18 protein-coding genes and 1 pseudogene are annotated in these 13,399 nt (G+C 71.9%); 1 reads left to right on the top strand and 18 read right to left on the bottom strand.

Going from position 1 to position 13,399, the window contains the following annotated elements:
* The 9 genes and pseudogenes from ACZ79I_RS00350 to ACZ79I_RS00310 all read right to left on the bottom strand — a co-directional run bounded on the left by ACZ79I_RS00350 (position 1) and on the right by ACZ79I_RS00310 (position 4,015).
* Positions 1-132 (bottom strand): hypothetical protein, encoded by a 132-nt coding sequence (locus ACZ79I_RS00350; protein ID WP_471492979.1) that lies wholly within the window; start codon positions 130-132, stop codon positions 1-3.
* Positions 129-385: pseudogene (locus ACZ79I_RS00345) on the bottom strand (hypothetical protein). Before ACZ79I_RS00345 ends, ACZ79I_RS00350 begins: the two are co-directional and overlap by 4 nt.
* Positions 382-999: a hypothetical protein gene (locus tag ACZ79I_RS00340; protein WP_471492978.1), complete on the bottom strand. Its 618-nt coding sequence runs from the start codon at positions 997-999 to the stop codon at positions 382-384. Before ACZ79I_RS00340 ends, ACZ79I_RS00345 begins: the two are co-directional and overlap by 4 nt.
* Before the next feature lie 120 nt (positions 1,000-1,119).
* Positions 1,120-1,410, bottom strand: coding sequence for a hypothetical protein (locus ACZ79I_RS00335; RefSeq protein ID WP_471492976.1), 291 nt, complete (start codon positions 1,408-1,410; stop codon positions 1,120-1,122).
* On the bottom strand, positions 1,407-1,652 hold the full coding sequence (locus ACZ79I_RS00330) for a hypothetical protein (protein WP_471492974.1): 246 nt from the start codon (positions 1,650-1,652) through the stop codon (positions 1,407-1,409). Before ACZ79I_RS00330 ends, ACZ79I_RS00335 begins: the two co-directional genes overlap by 4 nt.
* 19 nt (positions 1,653-1,671) lie before the next feature.
* Entirely contained in the window at positions 1,672-2,130 is a 459-nt protein-coding gene (locus ACZ79I_RS00325) for an RRQRL motif-containing zinc-binding protein (protein WP_471492972.1), read from the bottom strand.
* A 256-nt stretch (positions 2,131-2,386) separates the two neighbouring features.
* Positions 2,387-2,638 carry a hypothetical protein gene (locus ACZ79I_RS00320; RefSeq protein ID WP_471492970.1) on the bottom strand — a complete coding sequence of 84 codons (252 nt, stop codon included), beginning with the start codon at positions 2,636-2,638 and terminating at the stop codon, positions 2,387-2,389.
* Between the two features lie 49 nt (positions 2,639-2,687).
* The gene (locus ACZ79I_RS00315) at positions 2,688-3,479 is read right to left on the bottom strand and encodes a hypothetical protein (protein WP_471492968.1); all 792 of its coding nucleotides are present in this window, start codon (positions 3,477-3,479) and stop codon (positions 2,688-2,690) included.
* A gap of 41 nt (positions 3,480-3,520) precedes the next feature.
* Positions 3,521-4,015, bottom strand: a complete 495-nt coding sequence (locus ACZ79I_RS00310) for a hypothetical protein (RefSeq protein WP_383685903.1) — start codon at positions 4,013-4,015, stop codon at positions 3,521-3,523.
* A gap of 216 nt (positions 4,016-4,231) precedes the next feature.
* On the opposite strand from ACZ79I_RS00310, the gene ACZ79I_RS00305 reads away from it, so the two are divergent.
* Complete coding sequence (locus ACZ79I_RS00305) at positions 4,232-4,393, top strand: hypothetical protein (RefSeq protein WP_171053419.1); 162 nt, start codon at positions 4,232-4,234, stop codon at positions 4,391-4,393.
* A gap of 1 nt (position 4,394) precedes the next feature.
* On the opposite strand, the gene ACZ79I_RS00300 is transcribed toward ACZ79I_RS00305, so the two are convergent.
* The 9 genes from ACZ79I_RS00300 to ACZ79I_RS00260 all read right to left on the bottom strand — a co-directional run bounded on the left by ACZ79I_RS00300 (position 4,395) and on the right by ACZ79I_RS00260 (position 13,304).
* Complete coding sequence (locus tag ACZ79I_RS00300) at positions 4,395-4,583, bottom strand: hypothetical protein (RefSeq protein WP_471492966.1); 189 nt, start codon at positions 4,581-4,583, stop codon at positions 4,395-4,397.
* An 83-nt stretch (positions 4,584-4,666) separates the two neighbouring features.
* The gene (locus tag ACZ79I_RS00295) at positions 4,667-6,811 is read right to left on the bottom strand and encodes a chromosome segregation protein ParM (RefSeq protein WP_471492964.1); all 2,145 of its coding nucleotides are present in this window, start codon (positions 6,809-6,811) and stop codon (positions 4,667-4,669) included.
* A gap of 82 nt (positions 6,812-6,893) precedes the next feature.
* Positions 6,894-7,313, bottom strand: coding sequence for a conjugal transfer protein TraB (locus ACZ79I_RS00290; RefSeq protein ID WP_398791694.1), 420 nt, complete (start codon positions 7,311-7,313; stop codon positions 6,894-6,896).
* A gap of 21 nt (positions 7,314-7,334) precedes the next feature.
* Positions 7,335-9,536 carry an ATP/GTP-binding protein gene (locus ACZ79I_RS00285; protein WP_471492962.1) on the bottom strand — a complete coding sequence of 734 codons (2,202 nt, stop codon included), beginning with the start codon at positions 9,534-9,536 and terminating at the stop codon, positions 7,335-7,337.
* Between the two features lie 128 nt (positions 9,537-9,664).
* Entirely contained in the window at positions 9,665-9,973 is a 309-nt protein-coding gene (locus ACZ79I_RS00280; protein ID WP_471492960.1) for a hypothetical protein, read from the bottom strand.
* A complete protein-coding gene (locus tag ACZ79I_RS00275; RefSeq protein WP_467207220.1) occupies positions 9,970-10,449 on the bottom strand; it encodes a hypothetical protein in 480 nt (159 codons plus the stop codon). The genes ACZ79I_RS00280 and ACZ79I_RS00275 overlap by 4 nt, the downstream gene beginning before the upstream one ends.
* Before the next feature lie 114 nt (positions 10,450-10,563).
* On the bottom strand, positions 10,564-12,279 hold the full coding sequence (locus tag ACZ79I_RS00270; RefSeq protein WP_471492958.1) for a DUF2637 domain-containing protein: 1,716 nt from the start codon (positions 12,277-12,279) through the stop codon (positions 10,564-10,566).
* Between the two features lie 241 nt (positions 12,280-12,520).
* Positions 12,521-12,880 carry a hypothetical protein gene (locus ACZ79I_RS00265; protein WP_466360201.1) on the bottom strand — a complete coding sequence of 120 codons (360 nt, stop codon included), beginning with the start codon at positions 12,878-12,880 and terminating at the stop codon, positions 12,521-12,523.
* Between the two features lie 109 nt (positions 12,881-12,989).
* On the bottom strand, positions 12,990-13,304 hold the full coding sequence (locus ACZ79I_RS00260) for a WhiB family transcriptional regulator (protein ID WP_471492956.1): 315 nt from the start codon (positions 13,302-13,304) through the stop codon (positions 12,990-12,992).
* Positions 13,305-13,399 lie beyond the last annotated feature (95 nt).

The raw sequence follows: 13,399 nt of genomic DNA, 5'->3' as shown, positions 1-13,399 counted from the left end.
TTACTGCTCCTTCTGGTCGGCCTGGGCGTGGAGGCGGGCGATGGTTCGGCGGGCGGCGGCGATCACGAACGGGGTGGCGAGCGCGCTGGCGAAGCTGGCGTAGGTGACGAAGAAGATGTCGGAGGTGCTCACCGGCCGTCGCCTCCCGTCGCCTGCCGGTCGGCGAGGGCCAAGAACTCCACGGCGAGGTCCGGCGCGGACAGGATGGTCCGCAGGATCAAAGCGAAGCCGTCGCGTTCGATGGGTTGAGCCGGTCCCACACGGTGTGGGCGTCACTGTGCGCACCGACGGCCTTGAGGTAGTCGTCCTCGGTGGTGGCGGTGTGCTCGGTGCCGCACCGTCCGCACCGGAAGATGGCCTGGTCCCAGCCGCATGCGGGGGTCACCGGCGGTCGTCCTTGCGCAGGGTGATCCAGGTGGTGACGAGGGCGGCGGCCACGCCGATCGCGCGGTGCGCCGCCTGGTCCAGCTCCATCAGCGCGGTCCCGGGGCCGGAGACGTCCTGGACGGCCTTGGGGTACGCGGTGCCCTCGCCGCCAGCCTTGCGGACGACGGTGGCGTGCTTGATGTAGCCAGCCTTCCCGGCCTTCTCCGCGAGCCAGAGCAGCGGTTCGCGCCGGTCCAGGATTCCGTGGGTGATCGCGTTGATCGCGGCGCCGGTGAGCAGCGCGCTGGCGGGGACGCGGTAGCCGAGGGTGCGGGTGACGGCGAGGGTGGAAGCGAGCTGCACGGCCGAGTAGGAGGCAACGTGTCGGCTCACCGAGCGGCGGCCGTAGGCGCTGGCGGTGCAGGTACGGCCTTCCTTGCCGTGCCGCCAGGGGTTCTCTTCCACCGGGGAGCCGTCGTTCGTGTAGACCAGGTGGGAGCCGTGCATGCCCTTGGTCATGGCGTCGTGCTCCCGCTGCACGAACTGGTCGCCCAGTGCGTGGACTCCGTCGAAGACGGCCGTCAGGGCGGCGACCAGGGCCAGGCCCTCGATGGCGCGGATGCGATCGGTCATGCTGGGTGTGCTCCTCATCTCGGATTCGGGGTGGGGTGGGGCGTCCGGCCTCTTGCCAATGCTGTGGACGCCCCGTGGTGCCTTCGCCCCCGGCCGGTCTCTGGCCGGGGGCGGTGGTGCTCAGAACGGAGGCTCGTCCCAGGCCGCGATGGGCAGGAGCCGGATGCGCAGCTCTCGCCGGTCGGACCAGCAGCCGCACGCCTCCATCTCGGGGAAGGCGCCGCCGGTCCACCAGCCGCCCTCGCCGTGACAGCGCGGGCAGTCCGGCCGGGGCCGGGCGGTGATCTCGATGCGGTGCCGGTCGGCGTACAGCCGCCAGTGGCCGGCCTTGAGCGCGGCGGCCGCCGTCGCCGCGGCGAGCGGGACGGCGGCGGCCAGCAGCAGGGCGCCGCGCAGACGGCAGGCGGTCACCGCAGCGGGATGGCGCGGCAGTTGGCGGCGTGGCTGTTGGCGTCCGGCCGGATGCAGAACAGGAAGTCCTCCTCGGGCTGGTCGGAGGAGTCGCCGCAGCCGTGGCAGTTCCAGCGGTTCTTGTCCGAGTGCTCGCCGGGGCCGGTGACGTCCACGTAGCTGCCGCCGACCGTGATGAACCTGATCAGCAGGTTTTTGGGGCGGTCGGGCTCGGTGAAGGCGGCGAGGGTGGCGGTGCTCATGGGCGGTGGTCCTCTCGGATCAGGCGGCCAGCAGGTGCTTGGCCGGGGGAGTGATGTAGGAGGCGGGGTCCGCGGGCGTGCCGTCGAAGCACTCCAGGCACGAGCCCAAGGTCTTCAGCGGTAGGCAGATGTAGAACCGCCTCCTGCACTGGCCACAGGTCTGCCGAGCTGCCATCGCCTGATCGAGGGCCCACTCCTGGGCGAGCGTCGGCGTCCTCTTCGGCTTGGCCAGGTCGACGCGGAGCAGGTAGCCGCGGGTGGGGTGACGGCAGGACCACTGCGGGCGGGTCGCGCACAGCCTGCAGCGCAGGATCGCGACTGGGCCCTCGTTGCCGCCGGGGCTCAGGCCCATCTCCCGTAACTGCCTGCGGGTAACCAAGCCTTCGGGCACCGTGCTGCGGTCGTACTCGGGCAGCGCCGCGTCACTGCGCGGCACCCGGGTCACCTCGCGGCGGCGCTTCTTCCTCGGGCGCGGCATCACCTGCTCCAGGCACCGGGCAGCCGGTCGGGGCGGTGCGGGTAGCGGGGGCCGGGACGCTGCGGGCGGGGCCGGCCGATCCGGCGGCGCGGGCGGGGAATGAGCACGAGCGGTTCCTCCAACGGGTCGGTGGACAACGCTGCGCCCCGCCAACGTCGTGCTGGTGTCGGCGAGGCGCTACGTGCGGCCAGGCGGCCTGTCCGGTCCTCGCCCGGCCCCGGGTGCGGGGCGGGCGAGGGCCAGGCAGGGCGTCAGGTCAGCGGGCGGTGCGGAAGCGGCGGGCCCACGACCGCAGCCGGTCGAAGCGGGGCGGGTGGGTGTGCCGCCAGGCGGTGTCGAACACGCCGTGCTCGGTGGGGAAGGAGCGGGACGCGCCGCACGTGCACGTCCAGAGGTACGGGTCGGGGCGGGTGTCGTCGCGGGTCGCGGTGACCTTGGCCTTGGTGCCGTCGTGGCTCCCGTGGAAGGTGCCGACCCAGAACTCGGTCTCCTCCATCTGCGGCTTCATCAGGTTCCCTTCGGTGCTCGGTGGTGGTGCGGGACGGGGGCGGCGCTGGTCAGCGCTGGAGCGGGTGGACGTTGTCGGGACCGAGGTCGTCGCCCGCCGGGGTCGGGGCGGGGATCGTGGCGTGCAGGTGGAGCGCGGGGTTGAACTGGTACTGCGGCGGGTGGTTGTGGACGACGGGCCGCAGCGTCAGGCCGCGCAGGGCGAACATGCTGACCAGGGCCCACATGAGGGCGGCGAGCCCGGTGGCGGCGGCGCGGCCCCCGGCCGGGGCGGCGGACCAGATCATGGAGAGGCTGCCGATCCCGAACAGCAGCCAGGCGATGCGGGCGCCGGCGTTGCCGAAGAACCCGCCGACCAGGCTGATCAGCCCGGTCAGCTGCCAGAACGCGTACAGAGCGGCCGGGGCGACGGACAGGTGCGCGGCCTGGTCGGCGAGGAAGACCCGGATGGGGTGGTCGACCGTGCCCCACAGGCCGCTGCCGTCGCTGCCGCTGGTGGCGGGGACGGCGGACAGGCCCTTGAGCGTGGCGGAGGTGATGTCGCCGGCGGCGTCCAGCATCAGCACGATGACGCTGAGCCCGCCGAACAGCGCGGCGGCCTTGATCCAGTTGGCGACCTCGTGCCAGCTGGCGTGCCGGGCCTGGAAGACCTCTTCCCACCGCTGGTAGAGGAAGCCGCCCGCCTCCCACGACTCCTTCCACGCGGCGCGCAGCCGCGCGAGCCGCCTGGCGCCGGGCTTGCCCTCCAGTTCGGGGGCCGTCGGCGGGGGCGGCGTCTGGTTGAGCAGGTCGAGGAAGGACGAGTTGTCCTGGCCGTTGATCGGCTTGTCGCTGTGGGTCATGGCGTGGCTGCTCCTTCTGCCGGAGGGCGGTGGTGGGCGGGTCAGCGGATCTCGTTGCGGGTGCGGGCGAAGAACGCCCCGCGCGTGGTGCTGTTGTTGTGGATCTCGGTGTGGTGGGTGACCGGACCCTCGAAGACGTTCTTGGTGACGGCCGCGCGGGCCTTGCTGATCGCGCCGCCGATGGCGGTGGCGGCCATGGCCAGGCCCGCGAACGGCAGGGTGACCATGAGGACGCCGTTCAACGTGACCGAGGACAGGCCCTGGAGCACGAGCCAGGCACCGCAGCCGATGCCGGTGATCCCGGCGCCGACGCCGATGGAGGCCACCGCGATCCCGGCCGCCCAGGCCGGGACGATCCGGTGGTCCTCCTGCCGCACGGGCGGGGTGGTGCCGAAGGCCGGCGTCTCGGTGTCGTCGCGGAACGAGGTGGGGTGGTGGCGTACGGGCTTGCCCGCCCACTCATCGAGCAGACGGCGGGCTTCGGCCGCGGCCTCGGACTCAGGCATGCCGGACTGGGTGGTGTTCAGGGGGTCCATCGGGGTTCTCCGATCAAGAGGCGCGCCCTCCTAGCCGTGACGGCTGGGAGGGCGCGTGGGGGAGTGCCGCGCGCAACGGCGAAGGGCGTCGCCGGAGTCGTGTCCGGCGGCGCCCTTCGGCGTTGTGCAGCAGGTGAGTTGGGGCTGACGGGTGGGTAGTCGCCGCACCGGTGCCCCGGGCATCCTCGATCCGACAGGCGCGGTGGAGGGAATCGGGTGGAGTTCGTCTTCGAGTGCGGGTGGTGCGGCGGGGACAACTACTTCGTCGGCAAGCAGGTCGGCTTCTGGGTCGACAAGTGGGAGATCCCGTCGGAGTGGGACTGCCGCTTCTGCGACGGGCTCAACTACACGCCCGACCCGCCGTGGACCGAGGCGTAGTTCAGAAGCTGGAGATCAGTCCGGCGAGCGAGGCCAGGCCGCTGTTGATGGTCGGGGCCAGGCCGGTCGCAGCGAGGGTGAAGCCGAACAGCATGCAGGCCAGCGCAGAGCCGACGCGGACGTAGCCGCCCTTGACCAGGACGAAGACGATGATGGCCAGCAGCACGGCGGCGGAGATGGACAGGGCCACGGTGGTGGTGCTCCTTCACAAGGGGTCGGGCGGGGCCGGCCGCACTCGGGCGGTCCGGCCCCGTGATGGGTGGGCGGGTGTGATCAGGCGTCGGTGAGGCTCTTGATGGCCTCCAGCGCCTGGCGGGGAGAGGCGACCTGCTCGGAGCGGCGGCCGCCGCCCTTGGAGCCGCGCCCGCCACCCTTGCCGCCTCCGCCTCCGCCGCCGCGCTGGCGGGAGCGGCCGTCGCCGTCGTCGTCCTCGTCGGGCTCGGGCCAGAACTCGCCGGGCCGCACGGGCTCGTTCCAGTCGAACCACAGGCCGCGCTTCTCCAGCTCGCTGATCTCGTGGTCGGTGAGCCGGTTGACCTCGTCGGGGAACAGCTCGGACAGGTCGGTGTCGAAGTCCGCGTACAGCGACCGCATCAGGACGGCGCGGCCGTTGTCGAGGACGATGACCGCGACGCCGCCCGTGCTGACGCCGTTCTCCGGGTCGGCCTCGCCGCGCATGGCCCGCTCGATCGCGGAACCCTCGGTGCGGGAGTAGCGGGCCGGGATGGTCGGCACGTCGTAGGCGTTCTCCATGGTGCCCTCCGCCGCCTTGCGGGTGGCGCCGGGCGAACCCATGTTGAAGATGACCGGCCTCGAGTTCTGGCGCAGGTTGTCCTTCATCTCGGTGGAGAACCCGTTGTGCGCGAACGGCGACTGCCCGGCCGGGTTGAAGCCGATGCCGTACTTCAGGCCGGTGACCGTGAGGTCCTCGCCGTCCTTCTGGATGAACTCGCCGAAGTCCGCGTCCTGCGCCGCGGTCATGAACTCATCGCCGTAGACGTTGAGCTGCCGGTAAGGGCAGCGCGGGTCGCCCGGCTTGTAGTCGTGCGGCTGACCGTCGTGCGGCCAGGGCATCTCCGCCCTGATCTCGCACAGCGCCTTCGCCGCCCGCAGCGAGCGGGCCATCCACAGCGCGTTAGAGCCCTGCCGGTCGATGTACCGACCGAGCACGCTCGTCTTCTCGTCCTTGCGGACAGTGCCCAGCCACACCACCTCCCCGTCCAGGGACTGGGCGGCCATGTGGATCGCGAAGAACTGCGTCTTGCCGGACCGGGACACCCCGAGGGTCAGGCCGTGGGCCGGGGCGTTCTTGTCGTGCTGGTACACCATCGTCTTCACCGGCTGGCCGGTGATGGTGTACCCGCACACGTACATGCCCTTGTCGTCCGGGGTGAGCAGCTCGCGGGTCGCCCGGAAGATCTGCGACAGCGGCGGCTCATCGAACACGCTGATCAGGAACTCGCTGCCGTCAACGAGGACGAACACGCAGGAGTCGTCCTCGGGCAGCTTCAGTCCGCGGCAGACCTTGGCGAGGTCGATGCGCGGGGTCTCGGTGGAGTCGGACATCTTGGCCCGGTAGAACGTGACCCCGCGTTCGTCGTCGCGGGTCTTGTGGACCAGCTCGGAGCCGGGAGCGCCGCCCTTGGGCGAGCCGACCTTGTCCATCCAACGCTCCTGGTCGGTGGGAGCCTTGCGGCGGCGCTGGTTGGCGTCGGGGGTGATGCGGGCCTCCATCCAGCCGGGGCCGCCCTGGCGGCCGGGCTGGATGGCGACCTCCGCCAGGACCACGTCGCTGGAGTGCACGCCGAACGGCGCGGCGACCGCAGCCTCCGTGAGGCCGGTGATCGGCCGTCCGGTCTCCGAGGCGCGCAGCAGGATCGTCATGTCGTGCTGCATGCCGGTGTGCCGGGTGGCCTTGACGATGTGCGTGCGGCCGGGCATCCCGGCCTGCTCCCACAGCAGCCGCGCGTCGCGGGTGAGCAGGTCGGCTCCGTCGTCCGGGACGACCGGGGACAGCTCGGGCGCTTCGGCCGGCGCCAGCTGCGGGGCCGGGGCCGCGACGGCGGGACGGTGACGGCGGCGGGTGTGCCGGGAGAACGGCATCACCAGGTAGCCGGCCGCCGCCCATCCGGCGGCGAGCAGCCCGTCCAGCCAGTACGGGCCGAAGCCGGTGGTGTGCCCGGCGGCGACGTCGACGGCGGCGGCCAGGACCAGCGGGGACCAGCGCAGGATCTTGCGCCCGGCGCCGGGCTCATCGCTCTTGTAGGCGAGGAACCAGCCTCCGAGCCCGGCCGCGCCGGCGAGCTGCACGACCTGGTTGACGGGGCTGTCGGGGTAGACGTTGGGGGCCACGGCCAGCACGGGCGCGGCGAGGGTGTAGGCGAGGCGTTCGAGCGCGACACTGCGCGGCGTGGTCACCGGCTTCTCCTTCGGCGAATGAGCACGGGCGGCCCCGCGGTGTGCGGGGCCGCCCGTGGCGGGGTGGGTTGGGGGAGCGGGGTCAGTCGTTGAAGAAGCCCGGCTTAGGCGTCCTCTCCCGCCGGTTGGAGCGGATGTCGTCCAGCGCGCCGTACAGCTTCGAGTGGGTCCGCTTGGTCTCGTAGGTGAGGTCAGCGGTCTCCTGCGCGGTCTCGGACAGCTTCTTGACCTGGACCCCGGCGCCCCCGAGGGCGACACCGACGTTGCTGGTCAGCTCCACGAACTTCGGGTCCAGTTCCGCGTTGGCCACGTCGCGGGCCGCGTCCTCGGCACGCTTGCGGTTCTTCGCGATGCTGCGCACGAGTTCCTCCAGGCCGAGCCCGGCATCATCGAGCGCGCGCCCGAGGGCATCGAGCTTGGCCTGGACGGCCTTGTAGCGGTTGTCACCGTCGGCCACGGCAGGCGCCGCGCCGCTGGGGCGGGGCGCGAGATCGCTGCTCATCAGCGGGTTTCCTCCCTCTTCCTAGTCGTGGTGGGCGGCGGCCGACGTGTACTTCAGGCCCGCGTCTTCCTTCGCGGCCATGTCCTGGCCGTACACGCGGGCGACCATCGCGGCCGCGAGCTTGGCGGCCTCCAGGGCCAGCCCGCACTCGGACGCGCACCGTTCGGCCAGCTGCTTCAACCGGGCCGCGGCGTCGGCCAGGTCCGAGATCAGCTCGGTGACCTCGGTGCTGACGTTGTGGTCGCCGATCAGGTCGGCCGCCATGTCCCGCAGGGCATCGGAGACCTTGTCGAGGGCCTCCGCGAGGGCTTCGGCCCGCTCCTGGTCGGAGGCGGCCTGGATGGCGATGTTCGCCATCTCCATCAGGTACTCGCCGAACGTGATGTCCGTGCGGTGCTGGGCTCCGAGGCCGCCCGCGCCGGACGGCCTGCTGACCTCCGAGCTGCTCACGCTGCTCCCTTCCGTGCTGGTCGGCCGGCTGGTGCCTGGCCGTGCGGTGTGCCGCTCCGGCGCGGGCGGCAGGCCCCTCACGCCGGTCGTCATGGCCGCGGGCCCGTCCGGGACGATGTCCGCGTCGACGATGTCGTCCTCGCCCTTGCTGTCCGTGCGCGGCGAGCGGGCCGGACGGCCAAGCCACTCCCACGTCGGCGTGGAGTCCTCCTCGCCGAACGGGCCGTCCGCCGGACGGCCACGCCGACCGGTACGACTACGACCCGTGCGACCGGTGCGACCCGTGCGGCGGGTACGTCCGCGTCGTCCGGCCCGGCCCGTGCCGCCGGTGCGCCGGCGCCGGAACCGCCGCCGCTTCTTCACACCGTCAGACGCCCCGTCACCGGCCGTTGAGTCGGTGTCCGGCGTATCACCCGCCTTGCCGTCCTTCGCGGCGCTGGAGGCCCCGTCGGGGGCGTCCTTGGCGGACTTGGCGTCCTTGCCGTCGGTGCCCTTGGCCTTGGACTCCTTGTCCTTGTCCTTGGTCAGGTCCACCTTCTCGGTGCCGGCCGCCTTGGCGTCCTTCGCGTCGGCGGCGGCCTTCGCGTCGGCGCGCCGCTTGTCGAAGCGTCGCTGGGCTTCCTCACCGATGGCCTTGCCCAGCGTGGTGCGGCCAGAGTCGGCCGACGCCGCGGCTTCCCGCTTCGCCTTCCGTGCCTCCGCCCGCTCCGCCTTCCTGGCCCGACGGTCCTCCCACGCCTGCTGCCGCTGGGCGCGGGCCTGGTCGCGGTCCTTGCTCCGGTCCGCGACACCGGCGGCGTGCCCGGCGGTGCGCCGCTCCTGCCGCCCGGCCTGCCGGACCCCGGCGCGCTCCTGGCGGCCGCGGGCCCGCTCGGCACGGGCACCGGACGCCTGACTGGCGCCGTCACCACGGGAGTTGCCGTTCCGGCCGGAGCCGCCAGAGCCCGTCTGAGAGCCTTTCGACCCCCCGGACGGACCGCTGCGCCCGGAACCGGCTGCGCGGCCGCCAGAGCCCGACTGGGAGCCCTTCGTGCCGCCCTTGCCGCCTCCGCCGCCCCCGGTCGGTCCGTTCCCCGAACGGCCGCCGGGTCCGCCGGAGTTGGAGCCGCGGGAGGATCCGGACCGGTTCGGCCCGGCGCCGGAGTTGTTGCGGGAGGCACCGCTGCCGCCCCCGCCGCGCGAGGACCCGCCCCCGCCGCCGGCCTTCGAGCGGCCCTTGTCCGCCCCCAGGCCGGAAGCGGACGACTTCGTGCGGTCGGCATCCGCCTTTCCGCGCGCCGCCGCCTTGTCGCCCTTCGCTTTCATCATCGCGGCGTGGAGCTTTCCGTTCTGCTCCATCATCGCGACTTCCTGCGCGGTGCGGCCCTCCAGCAGCGCCGCCTTCCGTGCTATTTCGGCCTCACGGAAAGGCGCTTCGCTTTCGTGATTGGCCCGCGCCATTTCCAGGCGGAATTCCAACCAGTCACCGAGACGGTCAGCGAGAGAACGAGGCTGTTCGTATTCGCCTTCCTCGTATTCGCTTTCGTCTTCGCCGGTTTCCGGTGCGGCAATTCCTTCGGAACGCAGTGCCGTGGACGGGTCCGGGGCGGCCGGAATCGGCGGCAGTTCCATCGTCGTCTCCTCCGGGGTCTCCGGGGGAGCGGCCGGAATGTCTTCCGGCGGTGGAATGGTGTCGATGAAATCCGGGGTCGACGGCAGCGAGTACGTGGAATCGCCGCTCCACGGGCCGTGGACCAGGGTTCCGCCGCCGGTGTCGTCGGGGTCGTCGGACACGGGCACCTCCCTTCCAGGGGACTTGACAGACGGTGGGGTCTCGTGTGCACGCGCGTGCACGTGCACGTGTGCACGCTCTACGCGCGCGAGGCCCCGCCGGAGCCCGGCGGGGCCTTCGTGGGTGACGGTCAGTTACGCGGGCCGTGCTGCTTCAGGACGGTGTCCGCGTACTGCATGAGGTGGTCGAACAGCCGCGGGTCGCCCGCCTGCCGCTTCTCCAGGACCAGCTTGAAGAGGCGGCAGACCAGCGTGAAAGCGGCGATGACATCGCCGCGTCCGGCCTTGATTTCCCTCGTGATTTCGGACCGAGTAACGCGGAGCCAGAATTCCATCCGGCCGACTTCCCCGCGACTTTCGATCGCCTTGCGCTCTTCGTCCTGCAGCCAGCGGTTCCGCCCTTGAATGGAGCGTTCGGCGCTGCTGAGGGGGCGCGTCACGCCGACTCCCTCTTACCGAGGTCGTAAATCGACGTGGGACCACCATACCCGGAATTCTGGCCCTGCGCACCCTGCTGGGGCTGATTGGGTGCGGCCTGGAGGCTCGGCGGGTTCTTCTTCCGCTGCCTTTCCAGCTCCTTTTCCTTCCTTCCCTTGGCCGTATTCACCACGGCCTCGTCGTGGGCGCGGCGCTTATAGGCGCTCTTTTCCAGGCCCTCGGTGAGGTTGTTCAGGTTCTTGAGGACCTGTCCGAGGGCCTTTTCCACGGGCATCGCGCGCAGCCGGGCGTGGTACCAGCGGTCGCCCTCCACGTGCGTGTCGCGCAGGTGCACGCGGGTCTCGTGCGCGAGGGTCTCCAGGTTCTTGCCGATGTCCAGCAGGACCCGCTGAACGTCGGCCAGGTACCGGGCGGTTGCCTCCGGGCTCTGCGCGACGTCGCGCAGAGGGGAGTAGTTCGGGTCGTTTTCGCTGTTCACGGCGGGGATTCCCTCCTGGTGTACTGGTGGGGCTGAGACTGCTTCCGGCAGTCGCAGCGAGGGCCAGCCCACTTCCGATGGGCTGGCCCTCACTGGTGTGTGCCGGACGGTGGATCAGGGGCGGTAGCCGTCGGCGAGCAGCGCGACGGCCTCCTGGCGGTACTTGGAGGCGGTGTCGGTGGACGACACGTTGAACTCGCGCTGCACGTCGGCGATTGTGACGACCCGGCACAGCTCGCGGTGGATCCCGTCGGCGTCCAGGCCGACGAACACCGCGCCGGCCGCGAACGCCATGCGCGCGACCTTGCGGGCCGCCCGCTCGCGCGGGGTGAGCTTCGCCTCGTCCTCGATTTCGGCGGCGCGCCGCTCGACTTCGGCAGCGGCGAGCCGCCTTTCGGCAGCGGCGTACTCCGTTTCGGCTTCACGCTTGCGGGCCGCCTGCGTGTTCGCGTCGCCAATCGCCTTGCGCTCGTTCTCCTCCGCCGTGAGCCGGTCGGCTTCGGCGGCGCGGCGGCGGGTTTCGGCAGCGGCCCGCTCCGTTTCGGCGGCGACCCGGTCGGCTTCGGCAGCACGCTGCCGGGCCTCCGCGATCTCCGCCGTCTCGATGGCCTGAGCCTCCGCCGCAGCGACCCGGTCGGCCTCCGCCGCGAGCCTCCGCTTCTCCGCCGCCTGGCGCTCCAGCTCCGCCGCGCGGAGATCCGCTTCGGCCTTGGCCTCGCGCTCCTGGGCCTCCTTGCGCGCCGCCTCCGCCTCGCGGGCACGGGCCTCAGCGATGACGGCCGTCTCCAGCGCGGCCTCCTCCAGCTCAGCGGCCCGCTCAGCGGCGCTGACCTGGGCTCGGGCGTGCGCGCGGGCCTGGCCGGTCTCGCCCTCCACCCGGGCGCGGACGGCCTCGAGCTGGCCCTCCGCCTCCAGCCGGTCGGCTTCGGCCTTCTTACGCGCGAGCTCCCGGCGCGTCTCCGCGTCCAGGCGCCGGCGCTCCGCCTCCTCCGCGCGGGCCTCAGCAGCACGTTCCTGCTGCTCAGGCATCGCAAGGGCCTGCGCGACGGTGTAACCATGGGCGGCCATCTTCATCGGCAGCAGTTCGTCCTCGGTGGCCTTGCCGAGGTCGCCGTCGTACTTGCGCTTGAGCCACTGCTCGTAGCCGATGAGCTCCTGCTGGCGCCGGATCATCTCCGGGTACGAGGTGACGTTGTGCAGCCGCATCCGACGGTAAAACCGCGGCGTGGCGATGGGGGAGAGGATCCAGCGGTGCAGCGGGATCCGGTCGGTGACCGTTCCCGCCTCCAGCCTGGCCTTTTGGATGATCAGGCGGCGGGCGGCCTCCACGCCGATCACGAACAGGATCGGCATGACGCCGTGGCTGGCAGCCTGCACCGGGTCGGTGCCGATGTGGCCCTGTGAGCTGGCGTTGAACCAGATCGTCGCGCCCGTCATGGCGTGCGCGGCCATCCGCAGGAGCGGCCACGGCGTGCCCTTGCGGATCAGGTACAGGTCCAGCGCGAGGAACGCGATGATGCTGGCGTCGACGCCGACCGGGAACCAGGGGGCCAGTTCCTTGCTGAATCCCCAGCTCAGGGCGACCTTGGCCAGGGTGCTGTAGGACATCGCGAAGCCGATGACGCCGACCAGCGTGCCGCCGAACGCGGCGACGAGGGACAGGGCGGTCATCAGCCGGTCGCGAGTGGGCTTGATCGTCTTCCGCTTGTCCGGGCTCGAAACGCCCCGGGCCGTACCCGAAACCTTCTCGGGTGCGTCCGAAGCGCGGTCCGGCGGGTGCGAAGCGGGGGTGTCGGGAGCCGCGGTCTGCGGCATGTCGGTGATCGTCATGGGGGCCTCCGGAAGGGGTCGTTCAGGGCGGGCTCGAAACGGCGGCCGGTGCTCCCGAAACGCAGGGGGTGCGTTCCCGAAACGGCGGCCGGTGCGGGCGGTTGATCACGAAACTGGCACCGGCTCTACCCGCTCCGGGCGCACGGAAAGGCCGGCCTCCCGAGGGGCGGGCGGCCGGTGCGGGGGAGTGCTACGGGGCGGGCCCGAAACTGTCTGTCGCTCCCGCCGGGCGGGAACGAAATCAGCTCTCGGGGAACCGTGCGCCGTGCCGGATGAGGTCGGCGGTGGTGATGCCGAAGTGGCGGCACCGGTCGATCAGCGGCTGGAGCCTGTCGCTGTCGGCGCGTGTCTCGGGCGAGCCGACGCCGTACCGCTCCTGCGTGGCGAACAGCTCGTTGAGCGCGGTCGCGGTGCGGGCGGCGTGCCGCTCGAAGCGGCCCTCGCCCACCCACTCCTCCGCGATGACGTGGAGGGTGGTGCGCCAGCTGCCGCTGTAGTCCTCCGGCCCGATCGGCGGGATGTCGCTGCCGAAGATCGCGAAAGCGGCGGCCTGGGCGGCGGCTTCCGTGCCGGGCTGGAGCGGGGTCATCGTCGTGGCCATGTGGCCTCCCTCGACTGTGGTCCGGGCTGTCCGGCTCCCCTTCACCGCCCGTCCCGGCCGCCGTGGTGCAGCGGTCGGTGCGGGCGGATCAGGCAACCGCCAGAACGGATCAGGAGGCATTGCGGGCGCGCTGGCGGGCGGCGCGGCGCTTCATGGAGCGGCGTTCGTCCTCGCTGAGGCCTCCCCAGACGCCGGCGTCCTCGCCGTGCTCCAGCGCCCACTGGAGGCAGGTCTCCATCACGGGGCAGCGGCGGCAGACGACCTTGGCTTCCTCGATCTGGAGCAGCGCCAGGCCGGTGTTGCCGATAGGGAAGAACAGCTCGGGGTCCTCCTCCTTGCAGGCGCTGCGCTCCCGCCAGTTCGTGTTGACCGGCAGGTCGGCGGAGGGGGCGTAGCTGGTGCGTACGATGGAGTCGCGATTCATCAGGGCCTCCCAGAAGGTCCAATGCAGGAGACAGCCCCGGGGCGGCCACCCCGGGGCTATTGCGTGTGCGGACGGCCGGAGCGGGCGGGAGTTCC

It is taken from the genome of Streptomyces sp. PSU-S4-23 (genome assembly GCF_055632315.1).
This window is presented reverse-complemented; position numbering and strand designations above follow the sequence as displayed.

Coding starts and splice junctions, on each gene's coding strand:
- ACZ79I_RS00340 (WP_471492978.1), bottom strand. CDS start 999: ATGACCGATCGCATCCGCGCCATCGAGGGCCTGGCCCTGGTCGCCGCC.
- ACZ79I_RS00330 (WP_471492974.1), bottom strand. CDS start 1,652: ATGAGCACCGCCACCCTCGCCGCCTTCACCGAGCCCGACCGCCCCAAA.
- ACZ79I_RS00325 (WP_471492972.1), bottom strand. CDS start 2,130: ATGCCGCGCCCGAGGAAGAAGCGCCGCCGCGAGGTGACCCGGGTGCCG.
- ACZ79I_RS00320 (WP_471492970.1), bottom strand. CDS start 2,638: ATGAAGCCGCAGATGGAGGAGACCGAGTTCTGGGTCGGCACCTTCCAC.
- ACZ79I_RS00315 (WP_471492968.1), bottom strand. CDS start 3,479: ATGACCCACAGCGACAAGCCGATCAACGGCCAGGACAACTCGTCCTTC.
- ACZ79I_RS00310 (WP_383685903.1), bottom strand. CDS start 4,015: ATGGACCCCCTGAACACCACCCAGTCCGGCATGCCTGAGTCCGAGGCC.
- ACZ79I_RS00290 (WP_398791694.1), bottom strand. CDS start 7,313: ATGAGCAGCGATCTCGCGCCCCGCCCCAGCGGCGCGGCGCCTGCCGTG.
- ACZ79I_RS00270 (WP_471492958.1), bottom strand. CDS start 12,279: ATGACGATCACCGACATGCCGCAGACCGCGGCTCCCGACACCCCCGCT.
- ACZ79I_RS00265 (WP_466360201.1), bottom strand. CDS start 12,880: ATGGCCACGACGATGACCCCGCTCCAGCCCGGCACGGAAGCCGCCGCC.
- ACZ79I_RS00260 (WP_471492956.1), bottom strand. CDS start 13,304: ATGAATCGCGACTCCATCGTACGCACCAGCTACGCCCCCTCCGCCGAC.